This is a genomic window from Pyxidicoccus sp. M6 (assembly GCF_055568925.1).
Map to the genome: position 1 here is coordinate 3,729,218 of NZ_CM145714.1, position 17,993 is coordinate 3,747,210.

At 70.0% G+C, this 17,993-nt stretch carries 1 protein-coding gene (cut by a window edge); it reads right to left on the reverse strand.

Annotated elements, in window-relative coordinates:
• A protein-coding gene (locus ACVTJA_RS15370; RefSeq protein ID WP_465837121.1) for a non-ribosomal peptide synthase/polyketide synthase crosses the window boundary here: on the reverse strand, nucleotides 1-17,993 show its 3' portion. Its footprint extends 18,019 nt past the window's final position; 17,993 of the gene's 36,012 nt are visible here — the last part of the coding sequence; the start codon falls outside the window, past its right edge — the gene reads right to left on this strand; its stop codon occupies nucleotides 1-3.

The window sequence follows — 17,993 nt, forward strand, 5'->3', positions numbered from 1 at the left end:
TCATGACTCGCGCTCCAGGTCCGCGAGGAGCCCGGCCAGCGTCCGGGCCACGGACTGGACATGGGGCGCACGCAGCAGCGTGTAGTGCTCGCCCGGGACCTCGTGGACCGAGGGCGGCTCGGTGAGCCAGCGTCCCCAGCCGAGGTCCTCGGGGAACGAGTGCCTCTCCGGGCCCGTGGTGGCCTTGAAGACCCAGGCCGGGCCCGTGTAGGTGCCGCCCGGGACGTAGCGCCGCAGCGCCTCGTGGAGCCGCTGGTACACGCCGAAGAGCCGCTCGGCCGCGTCGAGGTCCAGACCGAGCCCTCCCGAGGGTGAGCGCCGCGCCTGCTCCAGCACGTAGGCCAGCGCGTCCCGGACGTCGAGGCGCCGCAGGTGCTCCACGTCCAGGGCCAGGTCCTGCAACGGCAGCCCGAGCACCCGGCCGAATCCCGCCAGGTACGAGAGGAGGTCGGCCTCGGGGTACGGCTGGCCCGAGGGCGCGGGAGTGTCGATGAGGGCGAGCACTTCCACGCGCTCCCCCGAGGCCTGGAGGCGCCGCGCCATCTCGTACGCCACGAGCCCGCCGAAGGACCAGCCACCCAGGAGATAGGGCCCCTGGGGCTGAACAGAGCGGACCTGCGCGAGGTAGTCGCGGGCCAGCGCTTCGACGGAGGCGACGGGCAGCGCGCCGCCGTCGATGCCCGAGGCGGATAGGGCGTAGATGGGCCTGTCGCTCCCGAGCTGGCGTACGAGTGCGGTGTAGCTCAGCGCACTGCCTCCGCCGCCGTGGACGAGGAAGAGCGGCCGGCGGGTGGACGTGCCCGCCTCCATTCGCAGGAGGTTCGGCGTGGAGACGGCGCTGTCCTCGCGCTGCATCATCCAATTCGCGAGGCCTTCCACCGTGGGCGCCTGGAACAGGACCGATAGCGGTGGCGCCACGCCCAGGCGCTCGCGCAACCGGGCCACGAGGCGCACGGCCAGCAACGAGTGGCCACCGAGGTGGAAGAAGTCGTCGGTGACGCCGACCTTCTCCAGATGGAGCACCTCGGCCCAGATGGCAGCCACGGTCTCCTCGGTGGGGGTGCGCGGGGCGACCTGGGCCGCGCCCGTGGAGGAAGTGTCCGGAGCGGGCAGGGCCTTGCGGTCGAGCTTGGCGTTGGCGGTGAGGGGCAGGGTGTCCAGCCGCACGAGGGCGGAGGGCACCATGTACTCGGGCAGCCGCTGCTTGAGGTGCGCGCGCAGGGCGGCGGTGTCGAGTGGCTCGGAGGCCACGACGTAGGCCACGAGGCGCTTGTCTCCGGGCACGTCCTCACGCACCAGGGCCACGGCCTGGGCCACGTCGGGGAAGGCGAGCAGGGCGGCTTCGACTTCCGCGAGCTCGATGCGGTAGCCACGCACCTTCACCTGCGCGTCCGCGCGGCCGAGGAACTCCAGCACGCCGTCGTTGCGCCAGCGGGCGAGGTCACCCGTGCGGTAGAGGCGGGCACCGGAGACACCGGAGAAGGCATCGGGGACGAAGCGCTCCGCCGTCAGGGCCGGCTGGCCGATGTAGCCACGGGCCACGCCGTCACCACCGATGAACAGCTCGCCGACAACGCCGACGGGCACCGGCTGACCGGAGGCGTCGAGCAGGAACACCTGCGTGTTGCCCATGGGCCTGCCGATGGGCACGGCGGTGCCGACGTGCTCCACCGAAGCCATGCGGTGGGTGGAGGCGAAGAGCGTCGTCTCTGTGGGGCCGTAGCAGGCCGTCACCGGGATGCGCAGCTCTTCAATCACGCGGCGCACATGCGGAGCGCTCACCACGTCACCACCGGTGAGGAGTTGCTTCACGCCTCGCAGGGCGGGGAAGTTGTGGTCCACCACCTGCGTGAAGAGACCGGCGGTGAGGTGCAGCGTCGTCACTCCGTGCTTCACCAGCACGGACTCCAGTTCCTTCAAATCGGAAGGCGAGGAGGGCGGGAACACCACCAACCGCGCGCCATGGAGCAACGGCCCCCACAGCTCCAGGGTAGAGGCGTCGAAGGAGACGGGCGCGATGAGGAGGAAGGTCTCATCGGGGCCGAGGTGCGCGTAGTCGTTGCCGAAGACGGTGCGCAGGACGGCGGCCTGCGGAGTGCCGACGCCCTTGGGCCGGCCCGTGGAGCCGGAGGTGAAGTCGATGTACGCGAGGCTGCTCGGGAGCGCCATGGAAGAGGGCGCATGCGAAGGCATGCCATCCACGGGCAGGTCCTCCAGCAACAGCGTGACGAGCCCCTTCGTGGGCAGGCTCGCCAGCAGTTCGCGGGACGTCACGAGTACGCAGGGGCTCGCATCCTCCAGCATGCTCACCAGTCGCTCGCGTGGGTACGACGGGTCCAGGGGGACGTAGGCGCCACCGGCCTTGAGGATGGCCACCAGCGCCACCACCAGCTCCAGCGAGCGGTCCAGCGAGATGGCCACGCGCGAGTCTGTAGACACGCCCAGTTCACGCAGGTGCCACGCGAGCTGGTTGGCGCGCTCATCGAGCTGACGGTAGGTGAGCTTCGCGTCACCGAGCTCCACCGCGACCTTGTCCCCGAACCGGGCCACGACCTGCGCGAAGACTTCGGGCAGGGTGGAGCCGCGCGGGTACCCGGTGGTGGTTGCGTTCCAGTCCGCGAGCACCTGCTGGCGCTCGGCCTCGGAGAGCATGGAGATGGAGGCCAGGGGGACGTCGGCCCGGGTGACGAGCGCCTCCACCAGCACCTGGAAGTGCTCCGCCATGCGCGCGACGGTGGTGGGCTCGAACAGGTCGGTGTTGTAGCGCAGAGGGCCCTGGAAGCCTTCCGGTGTCTCGGAAAGGCTCAGCTCCAGCTCGAACCGGACGGTGGGGTTGTTCACCTCGTCCAGCGGGCGCAGCGCGAGCGCCGGCTTCCGGGCCTGCTCCGGGGCCTGCATCGATGCCGCGGTGGGCGCGTTCTGCAGGGCGAAGATGGCCTGGAACAACGGACTGCGGCTCATGTCGCGAACGGGCTGCAGCTCTTCCACCAGCCGCTCGAAGGGCACGTCCTGGTGGGCGTACGCCCCCAGCGACGTCTCCTTCACCTGGCGCAGCAGACCCAGGAACGAGGACGAGTCATCCCAGCGAGAGCGCATCACCAGCGTGTTGACGAAGAAGCCGATGAGGCCTTCGAGCTCGCCACGCTGACGGCCCGCGATGGGCGAGCCGACGGAGATGTCCTGCTGCCCGGAGTAACGCGATAGCAAGACCTGGAACGCGGCGAGCAGGGCCATGAAGGGCGTGACGCCCTCCTGCTGGCACATCGCCTTGAGCTTCTCCGAAGCGGACCGTGACAACGCAACGGGCACGTGCGCGCCACGGAAGGTCTGCACGGGGGGACGTGGCTTGTCGGTGGGCAGCTCCAGCGTCGTGAGGCCGGAGAGCTGCTTGCGCCACCAGCCGAGCTGGGCCTCCAGCGCCTCGCCCTGGAGCCAATTGCGCTGCCAGACGGCGTAGTCGGCGTACTGGAGCGGCAGCGAACGCAGCGGCGAAGGCCGGCCTTCGGAGAACGCCGCGTAGAGCGCCGTGACTTCGCGCACGAGCACGCCCATGGACCAGCCGTCGGAGACGATGTGGTGCATGTTGAGGGCGAGCACGTGGTCCGTCGCGCCCAACTTCAACAGCCGAGCACGGATGAGCGGGCCGGTGGAGAGGTTGAAGGGCATCAGCAGCTCTTCGCGGAGCTGGCGCTCCAGCTCGGCCCGGGCCGCAGTGGGCTCCAGGGTGCAGAGGTCCGTCATCTCCAGCGGCAGGTGGCCGGTGGGAGCGATGACCTGGAGAGGCTGACCTTCGTGCTGGGTGAAGGTGGTGCGCAGGGCCTCATGGCGACGCACCAGCTCCTCGAAGCTGAGCCGCAGGGCCGCCACGTCGAGCGGCCCGTCCATGCGCACGAAGGTGGGCATGTTGTAGTTGGCATTGCCCGGCTGGAGCTGGTCGATGAACCACAGGCGCTGCTGAGCGAAGGAGAGCGGCAGCGGCCCGGTGCGCGGCACGGGGACGATGGCCGACGCCTGGAGGCCGGACGTGGACTGCCGAGCGGACTCGATGCGCGAGGCAAGCCCCTCGACGGTGGGGGCCTCGAAGAGGACACGCAGCGGCAATTCCACTCTGAGCTGGGAGCGGATGCGGGAGATGACCTGCGTGGCCAGCAGTGAGTGACCGCCCAGCTCGAAGAAGTTGTCGTGCACGCCGACTCGCTGCACCCGAAGCACCTGGGCCCAGAGCGCGGCGAGCTCCTCCTCGGTGGGAGTGCGAGGCGCGACGAAGGACTCCTGCGTGGAGAGCAGCGCCGAGTCGGGAACAGGCAGGGCCTTACGGTCGAGCTTGGCGTTGGCGGTGAGGGGCAGGGTGTCCAGGCGCACGAGGGCGGAGGGCACCATGTACTCGGGCAGGCGATGCTTGAGTGCCGTGCGCAGTGCGTCGATGTCGAGCGACGCGGGAGCGGCGACGTAGCCGACGAGGCGCTTGTCGCCGGGCACGTCTTCACGCACCAGGGCCACGGCCTGGGCCACGTCGGCGAAGGCGAGCAGCGCCGCTTCGACTTCGGCCAGCTCGATGCGGTAGCCGCGCACCTTCACCTGGGCATCGGCGCGGCCGAGGAACTCCAGCACGCCGTCATGGCGCCAGCGGGCGAGGTCGCCCGTGCGATACAGGCGGGCACCGGGGACACCGGAGAAGGAGTCGGGGATGAAGCGTTCGGCGGTGAGAGCGGGCTGGCCGACGTAACCGCGAGCCACGCCGTCACCACCGATGAAGAGCTCACCCACGACACCGACAGGCACCGGCTGACCAGATGCGTCCAGCAGGTACACGCGCGTGTTCCCCATGGGCTTGCCGATGGGCACGGACGTGCCGACGTGCTCCACCGAAGTCATGCGGTGGGTGGAGGCGAAGAGAGTCGTCTCGGTGGGGCCGTAGCAGGCCGTCACCGGAATGTGCAGCTCTTCAATCACGCGGCGCACGTGCGGCGCGCTCACCACGTCACCACCGGTGAGGAGCTGCTTCACGTCCCGGAGGGCGGTGAAGTTGTGGTCCACCACCTGGGTGAAGAGGCCCGCGGTGAGGTGCAGCGTCGTCACGCCGTGCTTCACGAGCACGGACTCCAGTTCCTTCAGGTCGGAAGGCGAGTGCGGTGGGAACACCACCAACCGCGCGCCATGGAGCAACGGGCCCCAGAGCTCCAGGGTGGAGGCGTCGAAGGAGACAGGCGCGATGAGGAGGAGCGTCTCATCGGGGCCGAGGTGCGCGTAGTCGTTGCCGAAGAGGGTGCGCAGCACGGCGGCCTGCGGAGTACCAACACCCTTGGGCCTGCCGGTGGAGCCAGAGGTGAAGTCGATGTACGCGAGGCTGTCTGGCAGAGCCATGGGCGATGGCGCCGACGTGGGCTGCGTCTCCAGGGACACGTCTCCCAGCACCACGGTGGACAGGCCTTCGGTGGGCAGCTTCGAGAGCAGCTCGCGTGAGGTGATGAGCACGCCGGGCCGCGCGTCCTCAATCATCGCGGCGAGGCGCTCGCGCGGGTACGACGGGTCGAGCGGTACGTAGGCGCCGCCAGCCTTGAGGATGGCGACGAGGGAGACAATCAGCTCCAGCGAGCGTTCCAGCGAGATGGCCACGCGCGAGTCGGTGGACACGCCCAGGGCGCGCAGGTGGTGAGCGAGCTGGTTGGCGCGCTCATCGAGCTGCCGGTAGGTGAGCTTCGAGTCGCCAAACTCCACGGCGATCTTGTCTGGGAACCGAGCCACAATCTGCGCGAACACTTCGGGCAGGGTGGAGCCGCGCGGGTATTCGGCGGTGGTGGCGTTCCACTCCACCAGCACCTGCCGGCGCTCTGCCTGCGTCAGCATGGACACGAACGCGAGCGGCACCCGGGGCTGGCTGACGAGGGCCTCCACGAGCACCTGGAAGTGCTCCGCCAGCCGCTGGGCCGTCGTGCTCTCGAACAGGTCGGTGTTGTAGCCGAGCGAGCCCTGGTAGCCGTCCGGGGTCTCCGTGAGGTTGAGCTGGAGCTCGAACTTGATGGTGGGGTTGTCCACCTCCTCCAGAGGTCGCAGCGTCACGGCCGTCTTCTGCGCCTGCCTCTCGGGCATGGGCGTGTTCTGCAGGGCGAAGAACACCTGGAACAGCGGGCCGCGGCTCAGGTCGCGGGTGCGCTGGAGCTCTTCCACCAGCCGCTCGAAGGGCACGTCCTGATGCGCGTAGGCCCCCAGGGACGCTTCCTTCACCTGCGTCAGCACGTCGCGGAAGGACTGGTGCTCATCGAATCGCGAGCGCAGCACGAGCGTGTTGACGAAGAAGCCGATGAGCCCTTCCAGCTCGCCCCGGTTGCGTCCGGCGATGGGTGAGCCGACGGAGATGTCCTGCTGCCCGGAGTAGCGGGACAGCAGCACCTGGAACGCGGCCGTCAGCGCCATGAAGGGCGTAGCCCCCTCCTGCTGGCACAGCGTATTGAGCCGCTGGGAGACCTCGCGCGACAGCGCGACAGGGACCCTCCCGCCGTTGAAGGTCTGCACGGGCGGGCGCGGCTTGTCGGTGGGCAGCTCCAGCGTGGCGGCGCCAGCGAGGCGCTGCTTCCACCAGGCGACCTGCTCATCGAGCACCGCGCCCTGGAGCCAATTGCGTTGCCAGACGGCGTAGTCGGCGTACTGGAGCGGCAGCGAACGCAGCGGCGAAGGCTGGCCTTCGGAGAACGCCGCGTAGAGCGCGGCCACCTCGCGCACGAGCACGCCCATGGACCAGCCGTCGGAGACGATGTGGTGCATGTTGAGCGCGAGCACGTGGTCCGTCGCGCCCAACTTCAACAGCCGGGCACGGATGAGCGGGCCGGTGGAGAGATTGAAGGGCGTCAGCAGCTCTTCGCGGAGCTGGCGCTCCAGCTCGGCCCGGGCCGCAGTGGGCTCCGGTGCACTGAGGTCCGTCACTTCCAGAGGCAGGTGGCCGGTGGAAGCGATGACCTGAAGAGGCTGGCCTTCGTGCTGGGTGAAGGTGGTGCGCAGGGCCTCATGGCGGCGCACCAGCTCCTCGAAGCTGAGCCGCAGGGCCGCCACGTCGAGCGGCCCGTCCATGCGCACGAAGGTGGGCATGTTGTAGTTGGCATTGCCCGGCTGGAGCTGGTCGATGAACCACAGGCGCTGCTGGGCGAAGGAGAGCGGCAGCGGCCCGGTGCGCGGCACGGGGAGGATGGCCGGTGCCTGGAGGCCGGACGTGGACTGCCGAGCGGACTCGATGCGCACGGCAAGCCCCTCGACGGTGGGGGCCTCGAAGAGGACACGCAGCGGCAATTCCACTCTGAGCTGAGAGCGGATGCGGGAGATGACCTGCGTGGCCAGCAGCGAGTGACCGCCGAGCTCGAAGAAGCTGTCGGTGACGCTCACCTGGGGCAGGCGGAGGATGGAGCAGAACAGCTCCGCGAGCTTCTCCTCCAACGGGTTGCGAGGAGCGGTGAAGGGCGCGTTGCCACGCACGCTCTCAGCGTCGGGCGCGGGGAGCAGGTTGCGCGCCAGCTTGCCACTGGGCGTCAGTGGCAGGGCCTCCAGCATGACGAAGGCGGAGGGCACCATGTACTCGGGCAGCCGCTGCTGGAGGAAGTCGCGCAGGCTCTCCGCGTCCACTTCGCCCGCGGGGACGACGTAGGCCACCAGCCGCTTGTCGCCGGCTCCGACTTCTCGCACCACGGCGGCCGCGTCGCGGACTCCAGGCGCCGCGCGCAGGACGGACTCCACTTCGCCCAGCTCCACACGGTAGCCGCGCAGCTTCACCTGTCCGTCGAGGCGGCCGAGGAAATCCAGCGTGCCGTCCGCCTTCCACTTCGCTGCGTCGCCGGTGCGGTACATCCGCGCTCCCGGCTCGGTGCTGAGCGGATTCGGCACGAAGGCCTTCGCCGTCAGGTCAGGCCGCGCCAGGTAGCCGTGCGCCAGGTGCGTGCCGCCGACATACAGCTCACCGGGCACGCCCACCGGGCAGGGCTGCCCGTGCGCGTCGAGCACATAGAGCTGCGTGTGCCCCAGCGGCCCGCCGATGCACGGCAGCTTGGGCCACGTGGACGGAGGTCCTTCCAGCCGGTACGCGGAGACGACGTGTGCCTCCGACGGGCCGTACTGATTCTCCAGAACGCACCCGGGCAGCTTCTCGAAGAACGCCACCAGCGCGGGCGTCACCTGGAGCTGCTCGCCGGCCGTCACCACTTCGCGCAGCGCGCGCGGCAGCGTGGCTCCGTGGGACACGGCATCCGCCATGGCCTGGAGCGCGACGAAGGGAAGGAACAGTCGTTCCACCGCGTGCTGATTCATGAAGTCCAGCAGCGCGGGGATGTCCTGTCGCAGGCCTCCGGTGGGCAGCAGCAGGGTGCCTCCGGCCCACCAGGTGGAGAACAGCTCCTGGAAGGACACGTCGAAGTTGAGCGAGGCGAACTGCAGCGTGACGCCTTCCGGGCGCGCCACTGAGCGCGGGTTCTGCCACGCCAGCAGGTAGCTGAGCGCCCGGTGGGGCATGACGATGCCCTTGGGCCGGCCCGTGCTGCCCGACGTGTAGATGAAGTAGCAGTTGGACTCTGTCGACACTTCACGGACTGGCGCATGCACGGGCAGCCGCGCGAACGTCTCCGCCTCGGTGTCCATGCACACGCGGAGCGCGCCCGCGTTGGCGGGCACCGCGGAGAGCAGGTGCGACTGCGTGAGCACCACCGGGGCCTGCGCGTCCTCCAACATGAAGGCGAGCCGGTCCGAGGGGTAGGTCGGGTCCAGCGGCAGGTACGCGGCACCGGCCTTGAGCGCGGCGAGCACGGCGACTGCCATGTCCAGGCTCTTGTCCAGGCACAGGCCCACCGTGCCTCCGGCGGGCACGCCCAGCTCCACCAGGTGGTGCGCCACCTGGTTGGCACGAGCCTCCAGCTCCGCGTAGGTGAGCGAGCGCGAGCCGTCGCTGACGGCAACGGCATTCGGCGCACGCCGGGCCTGGGCCTCGAACGGGCGGTGCACCAGCACGGGCGTGTGAGGCACGTGCGAGGTGTCGTTGAAGTCCACCAGGAGCTGGCGGCGCTCGTCCTCGCCGAGGAGCTTCAGGCGGGAGATGGGCTGGCTTACGTCGGCCACGGCGGACTCCAGCAGCCGCACCATGTGGCCGGCCATGCGCCGCGCCGTCGCCTCGTCGAAGAGGTCGGAGTTGTATTCGAGCGCTCCGGTGATGTCGTCCCCGATGTCCACGAGCAGCAGCGACAGGTCGAACTTGGACGTGCCGCTGTCCACCTCCAGGGCCCGTACGACGTCGGCATCGCCGCCGCCAGTGCCGTCGGCTTCTGGCTCCCGCTGGTGCGGGGTGTTCGTCAGCCCGAGCATCACCTGGAACAGTGGCGAGCGGCTCAAGTCACGCTCCAGCTTCAGTGCGTCGACCAGCTTCTCGAAGGGGACGTCCTGATGGGCGTACGCGCCGAGGGTGGTCTCCTTCACCTGGGCGAGCAGCTCGCGCAGGCTCATCCCCGGAGTCAGCTGCCCGCGCAGGGCGAGGGTGTTGACGAAGAAGCCGACGATGCCCTCCAGCTCGGTGTGCTGGCGGTTGGCGATGGGCGAGCCCACCACGATGTCGTCCTGTCCCGAGTAGCGCGACAACAGCACATGGAATACTGCGAGCAGGCCCATGAAGGGCGTGACGCCCTCGCGCTCGCACCACTGCTTGAAGGTGGCGGTGAGCGTCTGCCCCAGACGCACGGGGATGAGGCCTCCGCGGTCCGTCTGCACGGGCGGGCGGGGCCTGTCGGTGGGCAGCTCGAGCGCGTGCGGCACGCCATGGAGCTGCTGGCGCCACCAGTCCACCTGCCGCTCCAGCGTCTCGCCGCGCAACCAACCTCGCTGCCAGGCCGCGAAGTCCGCGTACTGGAACCGCAGTGGCGGCAGCGGCGAAGGCAACCCGCGAACGAAGGTCGGGTAGAGCAATCCCACCTCGCGCAGGAGGATGCCGCTGGTCCAGCCATCCGAGACGATGTGGTGGACGGTGACGAGCACCGCATGGCGCTCGTCCGACAGCCGCACCAGTGTGGCACGCATCAGCGGCGCCTGCGTCAGGTCGAAGGGCTTTTGCGCCTCCGTGAGCGCCTCGTGCCGGGCCGCCTCTTCGCGCTGGGACTCGGGCAGATGGCCCAGGTCCACGAAGGACAGCGAGAGCTCCACGTCCGGATGGACGCGCTGGAAGGGCTCGCCATCCTCCAGGGTGTGGAAGCTCGTGCGGAGCACCTCATGGCGGCGCACCAGCTCCTGCAGCGTGCGCGTGAGGGCCTCGTGGTGCAGGGGGCCGTCGATGCTCACGGCGAAGGGGATGTTGTAGTAGGCGCTGCCGGGCTGGAGCTGGTCGAGGAACCAGATGCGCTGCTGTGAGAAGGAGAGTGGCAGCGGGCCGGTGCGCGGCACGGACACCAACGGCGGTAGCTGCTCGCCCGCGTGCGACCGCCGCGCGGGCTCCACGCGCAAGGCGAGCGCGGCGAGGGTGGGCGCCTCGAAGAGGGCTCGCACGGGCAGCTCCACGCCGAAGGCGCGGCGCACGCGGGAGACAACCTGCGTCGCCAGCAGCGAGTGGCCACCGAGGGAGAAGAAGTCGTCGGTGACGCCGATCTTCTCCAGGCGGAGCACCTCGGCCCAGATGGCGGCGAGCTGCGTCTCGGTGGGCGTATGCGGAGCCACGAAGGTGGCACTGGCCTCCGCGTTCATCACGGGGGCGGGGAGGGCTTTGCGGTCCACCTTGCCATTGGGCGTCAGCGGCAGGGCCTCCAGCGGAACGAAGGCGGAGGGCACCATGTGCTCGGGCAGGCGCTCACGCAGCCACGTGCGCAGGCCCGCCACGTCCACGGCCGGGACGACGTAGGCCACCAGGCGCTTGTCGCCGGGGATGTCCTCGCGGGCCAGTACCACCGCGTCGCGCACCTCGGGGTGCTCGCGCAGCACGGTGGCGATTTCACCCGGCTCCACGCGGAAGCCACGCACCTTCACCTGGAAGTCGGCGCGGCCGATGAACTCCACGCGACCGTCCTCGCGCCAGCGCACCCGGTCTCCGCTGCGGTACATGCGCGCGCCCGGCACCGGCGAATAGAGGTCCGGCAGGTAGCGCTCCGCCGTCAGCTCGGGCCGGCGCAGGTAGCCGCGCGTCACCTGGGAGCCGCCGATGTAGAGCTCGCCGGGCACGCCCACGGGCACGGGCTGGAGGGCGGAGTCGAGCACGTACAGACGGGACTGGTCCAGGGGGCGGCCCAGAGGCACCGCCACCGGAGCGGAGCCCTGGGCCGGAGTCTCCACCGGGCCCGCGAGCACGCCCACCGTCGTCTCGGTGGGGCCGTAGTGGTTGAACACCGCGCAGTCGGGAGCCAGCGCGCGCACCTGCTCCATGAGGGCCCAGGTGGAGGACTCACCACCCAGCACGAGCTTCTTGCGAGGCAGCACGTGCCGGGGCTCTGCGGCGGTGAGCAGCGCGGACAGGTGCGAGGGGACGAGCTTCACGCAGTCCACCGCGTGACGCTGGAAGTACTCGGCCACGCCCTCCGGACTGCTGGCGCGCTCCTGGGTGAGGACGTGCAGCAGGCCGCCGGTGCACAGGGCGGGGAAGAGGACGGTGTTGCCGAGGTCGGCGACGAAGGTGGAGACGAGGGCGAAGCTGGTGCAGTCGGCGAGGCCCAGCCGCTCGGTGGCGGCGCGCACGTAGTGGACGAGCTGCCCGTGGGCCACGGCCACGCCCTTGGGCCGGCCGGTGCTGCCCGAGGTGAACAGGACGTACGCGAGGTTGTCCGCGGACACCTCGCACGGAGGCGCATCCCCGCGCTCGGCTGAGAGTTGGGGCGCGTTTGTGTCCAGCAACACCTGTTGGACGGAAGTGCCCGAGAAGGCGTCCGCGTGGCGCGACTGAGTCACCACCACCGGGGCGGAGACTTCCTCCACCAGCGTGCGCAGGCGCAGGGCGGGCTGCGCCGGGTCCAGCGGGACGTAGGCGCCGCCGGCCTTCCAGACACCCAGCAGAGCCACCACGGTGTCCACCGAGCGCTCCAGGCACAGGGCGACGCACGTATCAGGGCCCACGCCCAGCGAGCGCAGGTGCCACGCCAGTTGGTTGGCGCGGGTGTCCAGCTCGGCGTAGGTGAGCACCTGCTCCTCGCAGGCCACCGCGGGCTTGGACGGGTGGCGCGCGGCCTGGGCCTCGATGAGCGCGTGCAGCGGGCCTTCGGCGACGAAGGGCACCGGTGAGGCATTGAACGCCTCCAGCACCTGGTGGCGCTCGGAGTCGCGCAGCAGGGGCAGCTCGCCGACGCGGGCCTCGGGCGAGGACGCCGCGGCGTCCAGCAGGGTGGCGAGGTGCTCCGCCATCCGCGAGATGGTGGAGCGCTCGAAGAGGTCCGTGCGGTAGCTCAGCGTGCCCGTCAGTCCCTCCGGCGTCTGTGTCAGTGAGAGCGTGAGGTCGAACTTCACGGCCTGGAGCTCGATGTCCACCGCGTTCATCCGCAGCGGCGAGGCGCCTTCCGGACCGGCGACGACCTCCAGGGAGGCCGTGGGCGTGTTTTGCAGGACGAACATCACCTGGAACAGGGGCGAGTGGCTGAGGCTTCGCGGCGGCTGGAGCTCCTCGACGAGCTTCTCGAAGGGGACGTCCTGGTGCTCGTAGGCGGCGAGCGTCGTGGCACGCACGCGGGCCAACAACTCACGGAAGGTGGCGCGCGGGTCCACCTGGGTGCGCAGCACGAGCGTGTTGATGAAGAAGCCGATGATGCCTTCCGTCTCCGCGCGCGTACGGCCGGCGATAGGCGAGCCGACGGAGATGTCGTCCTGACCGGAGTAGCGCGATAGCAGCACCTGCCACACGGCGAGCAAGGCCATGAAGGGCGTGATGCCCTCGCGCTGGCACAGGGCTTCGAGGCGTCCGGTCAGCTCTCGGGACAGCTGCACGGGGACCCACGCGCCACGCGAGGTCTGCGCCGCGGGCCGGGGCTTGTCGGTGGGCAGCTCCAGCACGGGCTCCGCGCCGGAGAGCTGCTGGCGCCAGTAGCGGACCTGTCTCTCCAGCGCTTCGCCCTCCAACCACGAGCGTTGCCACGCGGAGAAGTCCGCGTACTGCACCGGTAGGGCGGGCAGTCGGACCTCCTGACCGGTGGCATGTGCGGCGTAGAGTGCCGCGAGCTCGCGGATGAGCACGCCCATGGACCAGCCGTCGGAGACGATGTGGTGCATCGTCCCGATGAGCAGGTGGTCCTGTTCGCCCAGGCGCAATAGCAGGGCGCGGAACACGGGGCCTCGTGCGAGGTCGAAGGGACGCTGCGTTTCGAGCCGTGTCTGCCGCTGGGCCTCGGCTTCGCGCTCGTCAGCGGGGAGGGCGCTGAGGTCCACCACCGGCAGCGGGAAGTCAGCTCGCGGAAGGATGACCTGCACGGGCTGGCCGTCGTGCGTGTCGAAGGTGGTGCGCAACGACTCGTGCCGCTCGACGAGGGCGGTGAAGGACTTCTCCAGCGCGACCACGTCGAGCGGGCCTCGCAGCCGCAGCACGGTGGGCATGTTGTAGGCGGCGCCGCCGGGCTCGAGCTGATCGATGACCCACAGTCGCTGCTGGGCGAAGGACAGCGGCAACGGGCCCATGCGGGGCACGGGCCGCAGGGATGGCGCCTGGAGGGCACTCGATGAGACTGGCGTCTCCACTCGCGCCGCGAGCGTGGCGACAGTGGGAGCCTCGAAGAGGGCGCGCAGGGGCAGCTCCACGCCGAGGGTGGCGCGGATGCGAGAGATGACCTGCGTGGCCAGCAGCGAGTGGCCGCCTAGCTCGAAGAAGTTGCCGGTGATGCTCACCCGCGGCAGCCGCAGGACGGAGGCGAACACCTCCGCGAGCTTCTCTTCGGTAGGCGTGCGCGGAGCGACGAAGGCCTCGGAGGAAGAGTCCTGAACCGCGTCCGGAGCGGGCAGGGCCTTGCGGTCGACCTTGGCGTTGGCGGTGAGGGGCAGGGTGTCCAGGCGCACGAGGGCGGAAGGCACCATGTACTCCGGCAGGCGCTGCTTGAGTGCCGTGCGCAGTGCGGCGATGTCGAGCGACTCGGGAGCGGCGACGTAGCCGACGAGGCGCTTGTCGCCGGGCACGTCTTCACGCACCAGGGCCACGGCCTGGGCCACGTCGGGGAAGGCGAGCAGGGCGGCTTCGACTTCCGCGAGCTCGATGCGGTAGCCGCGCACCTTCACCTGGGCATCGGCGCGGCCGAGGAACTCCAGCACGCCGTCATGGCGCCAGCGGGCGAGATCCCCGGTGCGGTAGAGGCGGGCACCGGGGACACCGGAGAACGCATCGGGGATGAAGCGTTCGGCGGTGAGGGCGGGCTGGCCGACGTAGCCACGGGCCACGCCGTCGCCGCCAATGAAGAGCTCGCCGACAACACCGACGGGCACCGGCTGACCGGAGGCGTCGAGCAGGTACACCTGCGTGTTGCCCATGGGCTTGCCGATGGGCACGGAGGAGCCCACGTGGGCCACGTCCGTCATGCGGTGGGTGGAGGCGAAGAGCGTGGTTTCCGTCGGGCCGTAGCAGGCCGTCACCGGGATGCGCAGCTCTTCAATCACGCGGCGCACGTGCGGTGCGCTCACCACGTCGCCACCGGTGAGGAGTTGCTTCACGCCTCGCAGGGCCGGGAAGTTGTGGTCCACGACCTGGGTGAAGAGGCCGGCGGTGAGGTGAAGCGTCGTCACGCCGTGCTTCACGAGCACGGACTCCAGTTCCTTCAGGTCGGAGGGCGAGTGGGGCGGGAAGACGACGAGCCGTGCGCCATGGAGCAACGGACCCCACAGCTCCAGCGTGGACGCATCGAAGGAGACGGGCGCGATGAGGAGGAAGGTCTCGTCGGGGCCAAGGTGCGCGTAGTCGTTGCCGAAGACGGTGCGCAGGACGGCGGCCTGAGGAGTGCCGACGCCCTTGGGCCGGCCCGTCGAGCCAGAGGTGAAGTCGATGTACGCGAGGCTCTGCGGCAGCGCGGTGATGGGAGGCGCGGACGTAGGCTGCGTCTCCAGAGACACCTCTCCCAACACGACAGTGGACAGGCCTTCGGCGGGCAGTTTCGCGAGCAGCTCGCGCGAGGTGACGAGCACACCCGGGCGCGCGTCCTCGACCATCGCCGCGAGGCGCTCGCGCGGGTACGACGGGTCGAGCGGGACGTAGGCGCCGCCAGCCTTGAGGATGGCGACGAGAGAGACAATCAGCTCCAGCGAACGGTCCAGGGCAATGGCCACGCGCGAGTCGGTGGACACGCCCAGGCCGCGCAGGTGGTGAGCGAGTTGGTTCGCACGCTCATCGAGCTGACGGTAGGTGAGCTTCGAGTCACCGAACTCCACGGCGACCTTGTCCGGGAATCGAGCCACGACCTGCGAGAAGACCTCGGGCAGGGTGGAGCCGCGCGGGTACTCGGCAGTGGTGGCATTCCACTCCACCAGCACCTGCCGGCGTTCCGCGTCGGACAGCATGGACACGGAGGCAAGGGGCACCTCGGGGCGAGAAACCAGCGCCTCCACGAGCGCGCGGAAGTGCTCCGCGATGCGGTCGGCCGTGGCGGGCTTGAAGAGGTCGGTGTTGTAGCTCAGCGAGCCCTGGAAGCCCTTCGCCGTCTCGCCCAGGTTCAGCTCCAGCTCGAAGCGGGCCGTGGGATTGTCCACCTCCAGCGGGCGCAGCTTCAGCTCGTTCATGTCGAGCGAGGGCATGAACGTGTTCTGCAAGGCGAAGAGCACCTGGAACAGCGGACTGCGGCTCAGGTCGCGCGTGGACTGGAGCTCTTCCACCAGCCGCTCGAAGGGTACGTCCTGATGCGCGTACGCCCCCAGTGCCGTCTCGCGCACCTGACGCAGCAGGTGGCGGAAGGAGGTGCTCGGGTCCACCTGGGCACGCAGCACCAGGGTGTTGACGAAGAAGCCGATGAGGCCCTCCGTCTCCCCGCGCTGGCGGCCCGCGATGGGCGAGCCGACGGAGACGTCCTGCTGCCCGGAGTAGCGGGACAGCAGCACCTGGAAGGCGGCGAGCAACGCCATGAAGGGCGTGGCGCCCTCCTGTTGGCACAGCGTCTTGAGGGCCTGGGACGTCGAGGACGACAGGACCACCGGCACCTGCGCGCCGTTGAACGTCTGCACCGGCGGGCGGGGCTTGTCGGTGGGCAGCTCCAGCGTGGTGCGGCCCGAGAGCTGCCGGCGCCACCAGCCGAGCTGCTCGTCCAACACCTCGCCCTGGAGCCACTGGCGCTGCCAGACGGCGTAGTCGGGGTACTGGATGGACAGGGGCGGCAGGGGCGAAGGCCTGCCCCGCGAGAAGGCGTCGTAGAGGGCCGCCACTTCCCGCACCAGCACGCCCATGGACCAGCCGTCCGAGACGATGTGGTGCATGTTGAGCGACAGCACGTACTCGGCGGGGCCCAGCTTCAGCAGCCGTGCGCGCAGCAGCGGGCCCGTGATGAGGTCGAACGGGCGCTGCATGTCCGCGCGGAGGTGTCGCTCCAGCTCCTCGCGTGCGGCCTGGGGCTCCAGCTCGCTGAGGTCGAGGGTGTCCAGCGGGAGCGTGCCCGTGGGTGAGATGTGCTGGACGGGCTCGCCCTCGTGCTGGACGAAGGTGGTGCGCAGGGCTTCATGCCGGCGGACCAGCTCGTCGAAGGCATTCCGCAACGCGCCCACGTCGAGCCGCCCCTCCATGCGCACGAAGGTGGGCATGTTGTAGGAGGCATTGCCGGGCTCGAGCTGTTCCGTGAACCACAGGCGCTGCTGGGCGAAGGACAGCGGCAGGGCGCCCGTGCGAGGCACGGGAGCGATGTCGGGTGCCTTCGGAGCCCCAGGGCCGGAAGTGGACTGACGGGCGGACTCGATGCGCGCGGCGAGGGCGACCACGGTGGGCGCCTCGAAGAGGGTGCGCAGGGGCAACTCCACCTCGAACGTGGAGCGAATGCGCGAGACGAGCTGGGTGGCCAGCAGCGAGTGGCCGCCCAGCTCGAAGAAGCTGCCGGTGACGCTCACCCTCTGCAGGCGCAGGACCTCGGTGAACAGCTCCGCCAGCTTCTCCTCGGTCGGCGTGCGTGGAGTCACGGAGTCCGCCGGGGAGGCCCGCGCCTCGTCCGGAGCGGACAGGGCCTTTCTCTCCACCCGGGTGATGGCGGGGCCCAGGAATACCAGCACGCCGTCATGGCGCCAGCGGGCGAGGTTGCCCGTGCGGTAGAGGCGGGCACCGGGGACACCGGAGAACGCATCGGGGACGAAGCGTTCGGCAGTGAGTGTGGGCTGCTCCATCTGGCCATGTGCCACGCCGTCGCCGCCGATGAACAGCTCGCCGGTGACATTCACGGGCACCGGCTGACCGGAGGCATCCAGCAGGTACATGCGCGTGTTGCCCACGAGCACCTGCCGGCGTTCCGCCTCGGACAGCATGGAAACGGAGGTGAGGGGCGCCTCGGGCCTGGCCACGAGCGCCTCCACCAGCACCCGGAAGTGCTCCACCATCCGCTGGGCGGTACCGGCCTCGAACAGGCCCGTGTTGTAGCTCAGCACGCCTGCGTAGCCCTGACCCGCCGGCGCGAGGTTGAGCTCCAGCTCGAACCGGATGGTGGGGGTGTCCACCTCCACCTGCCGCAGGACCAGTGAGGACTTCCGCGGCGTCACCTGAATCGCGTTCTGCAGGGCGAAGAGGACCTGGACGAGCGGGGGACGACTGAGGTCGCGCTCCAGACGGAGCTCCTCCACCAGCTTCTCGAAGGGAACGTCCTGGTGGGCGTAGCTGCCCAACGTCGTCTCCCGTACCTGGGCCAGCAGCGTCCGGAACGACGTGCGCGAGCCCACGCGGCCGCGCAGCACCAGCGTGTTGACGAAGAAGCCGATGAGCCCCTCCGTCTCGGCGTAGCGGCGGCCCGCGATGGGCGAGCCGACCCGCACGTCGTCCTGGCCCGAGTAGCGGGACAGCAGCACCTGGAAGGCCGCGAGCAGGACCATGAAGGGCGTGGCCCCTTCCCTCCGCGCCAGCTCCGCCAGTGCCT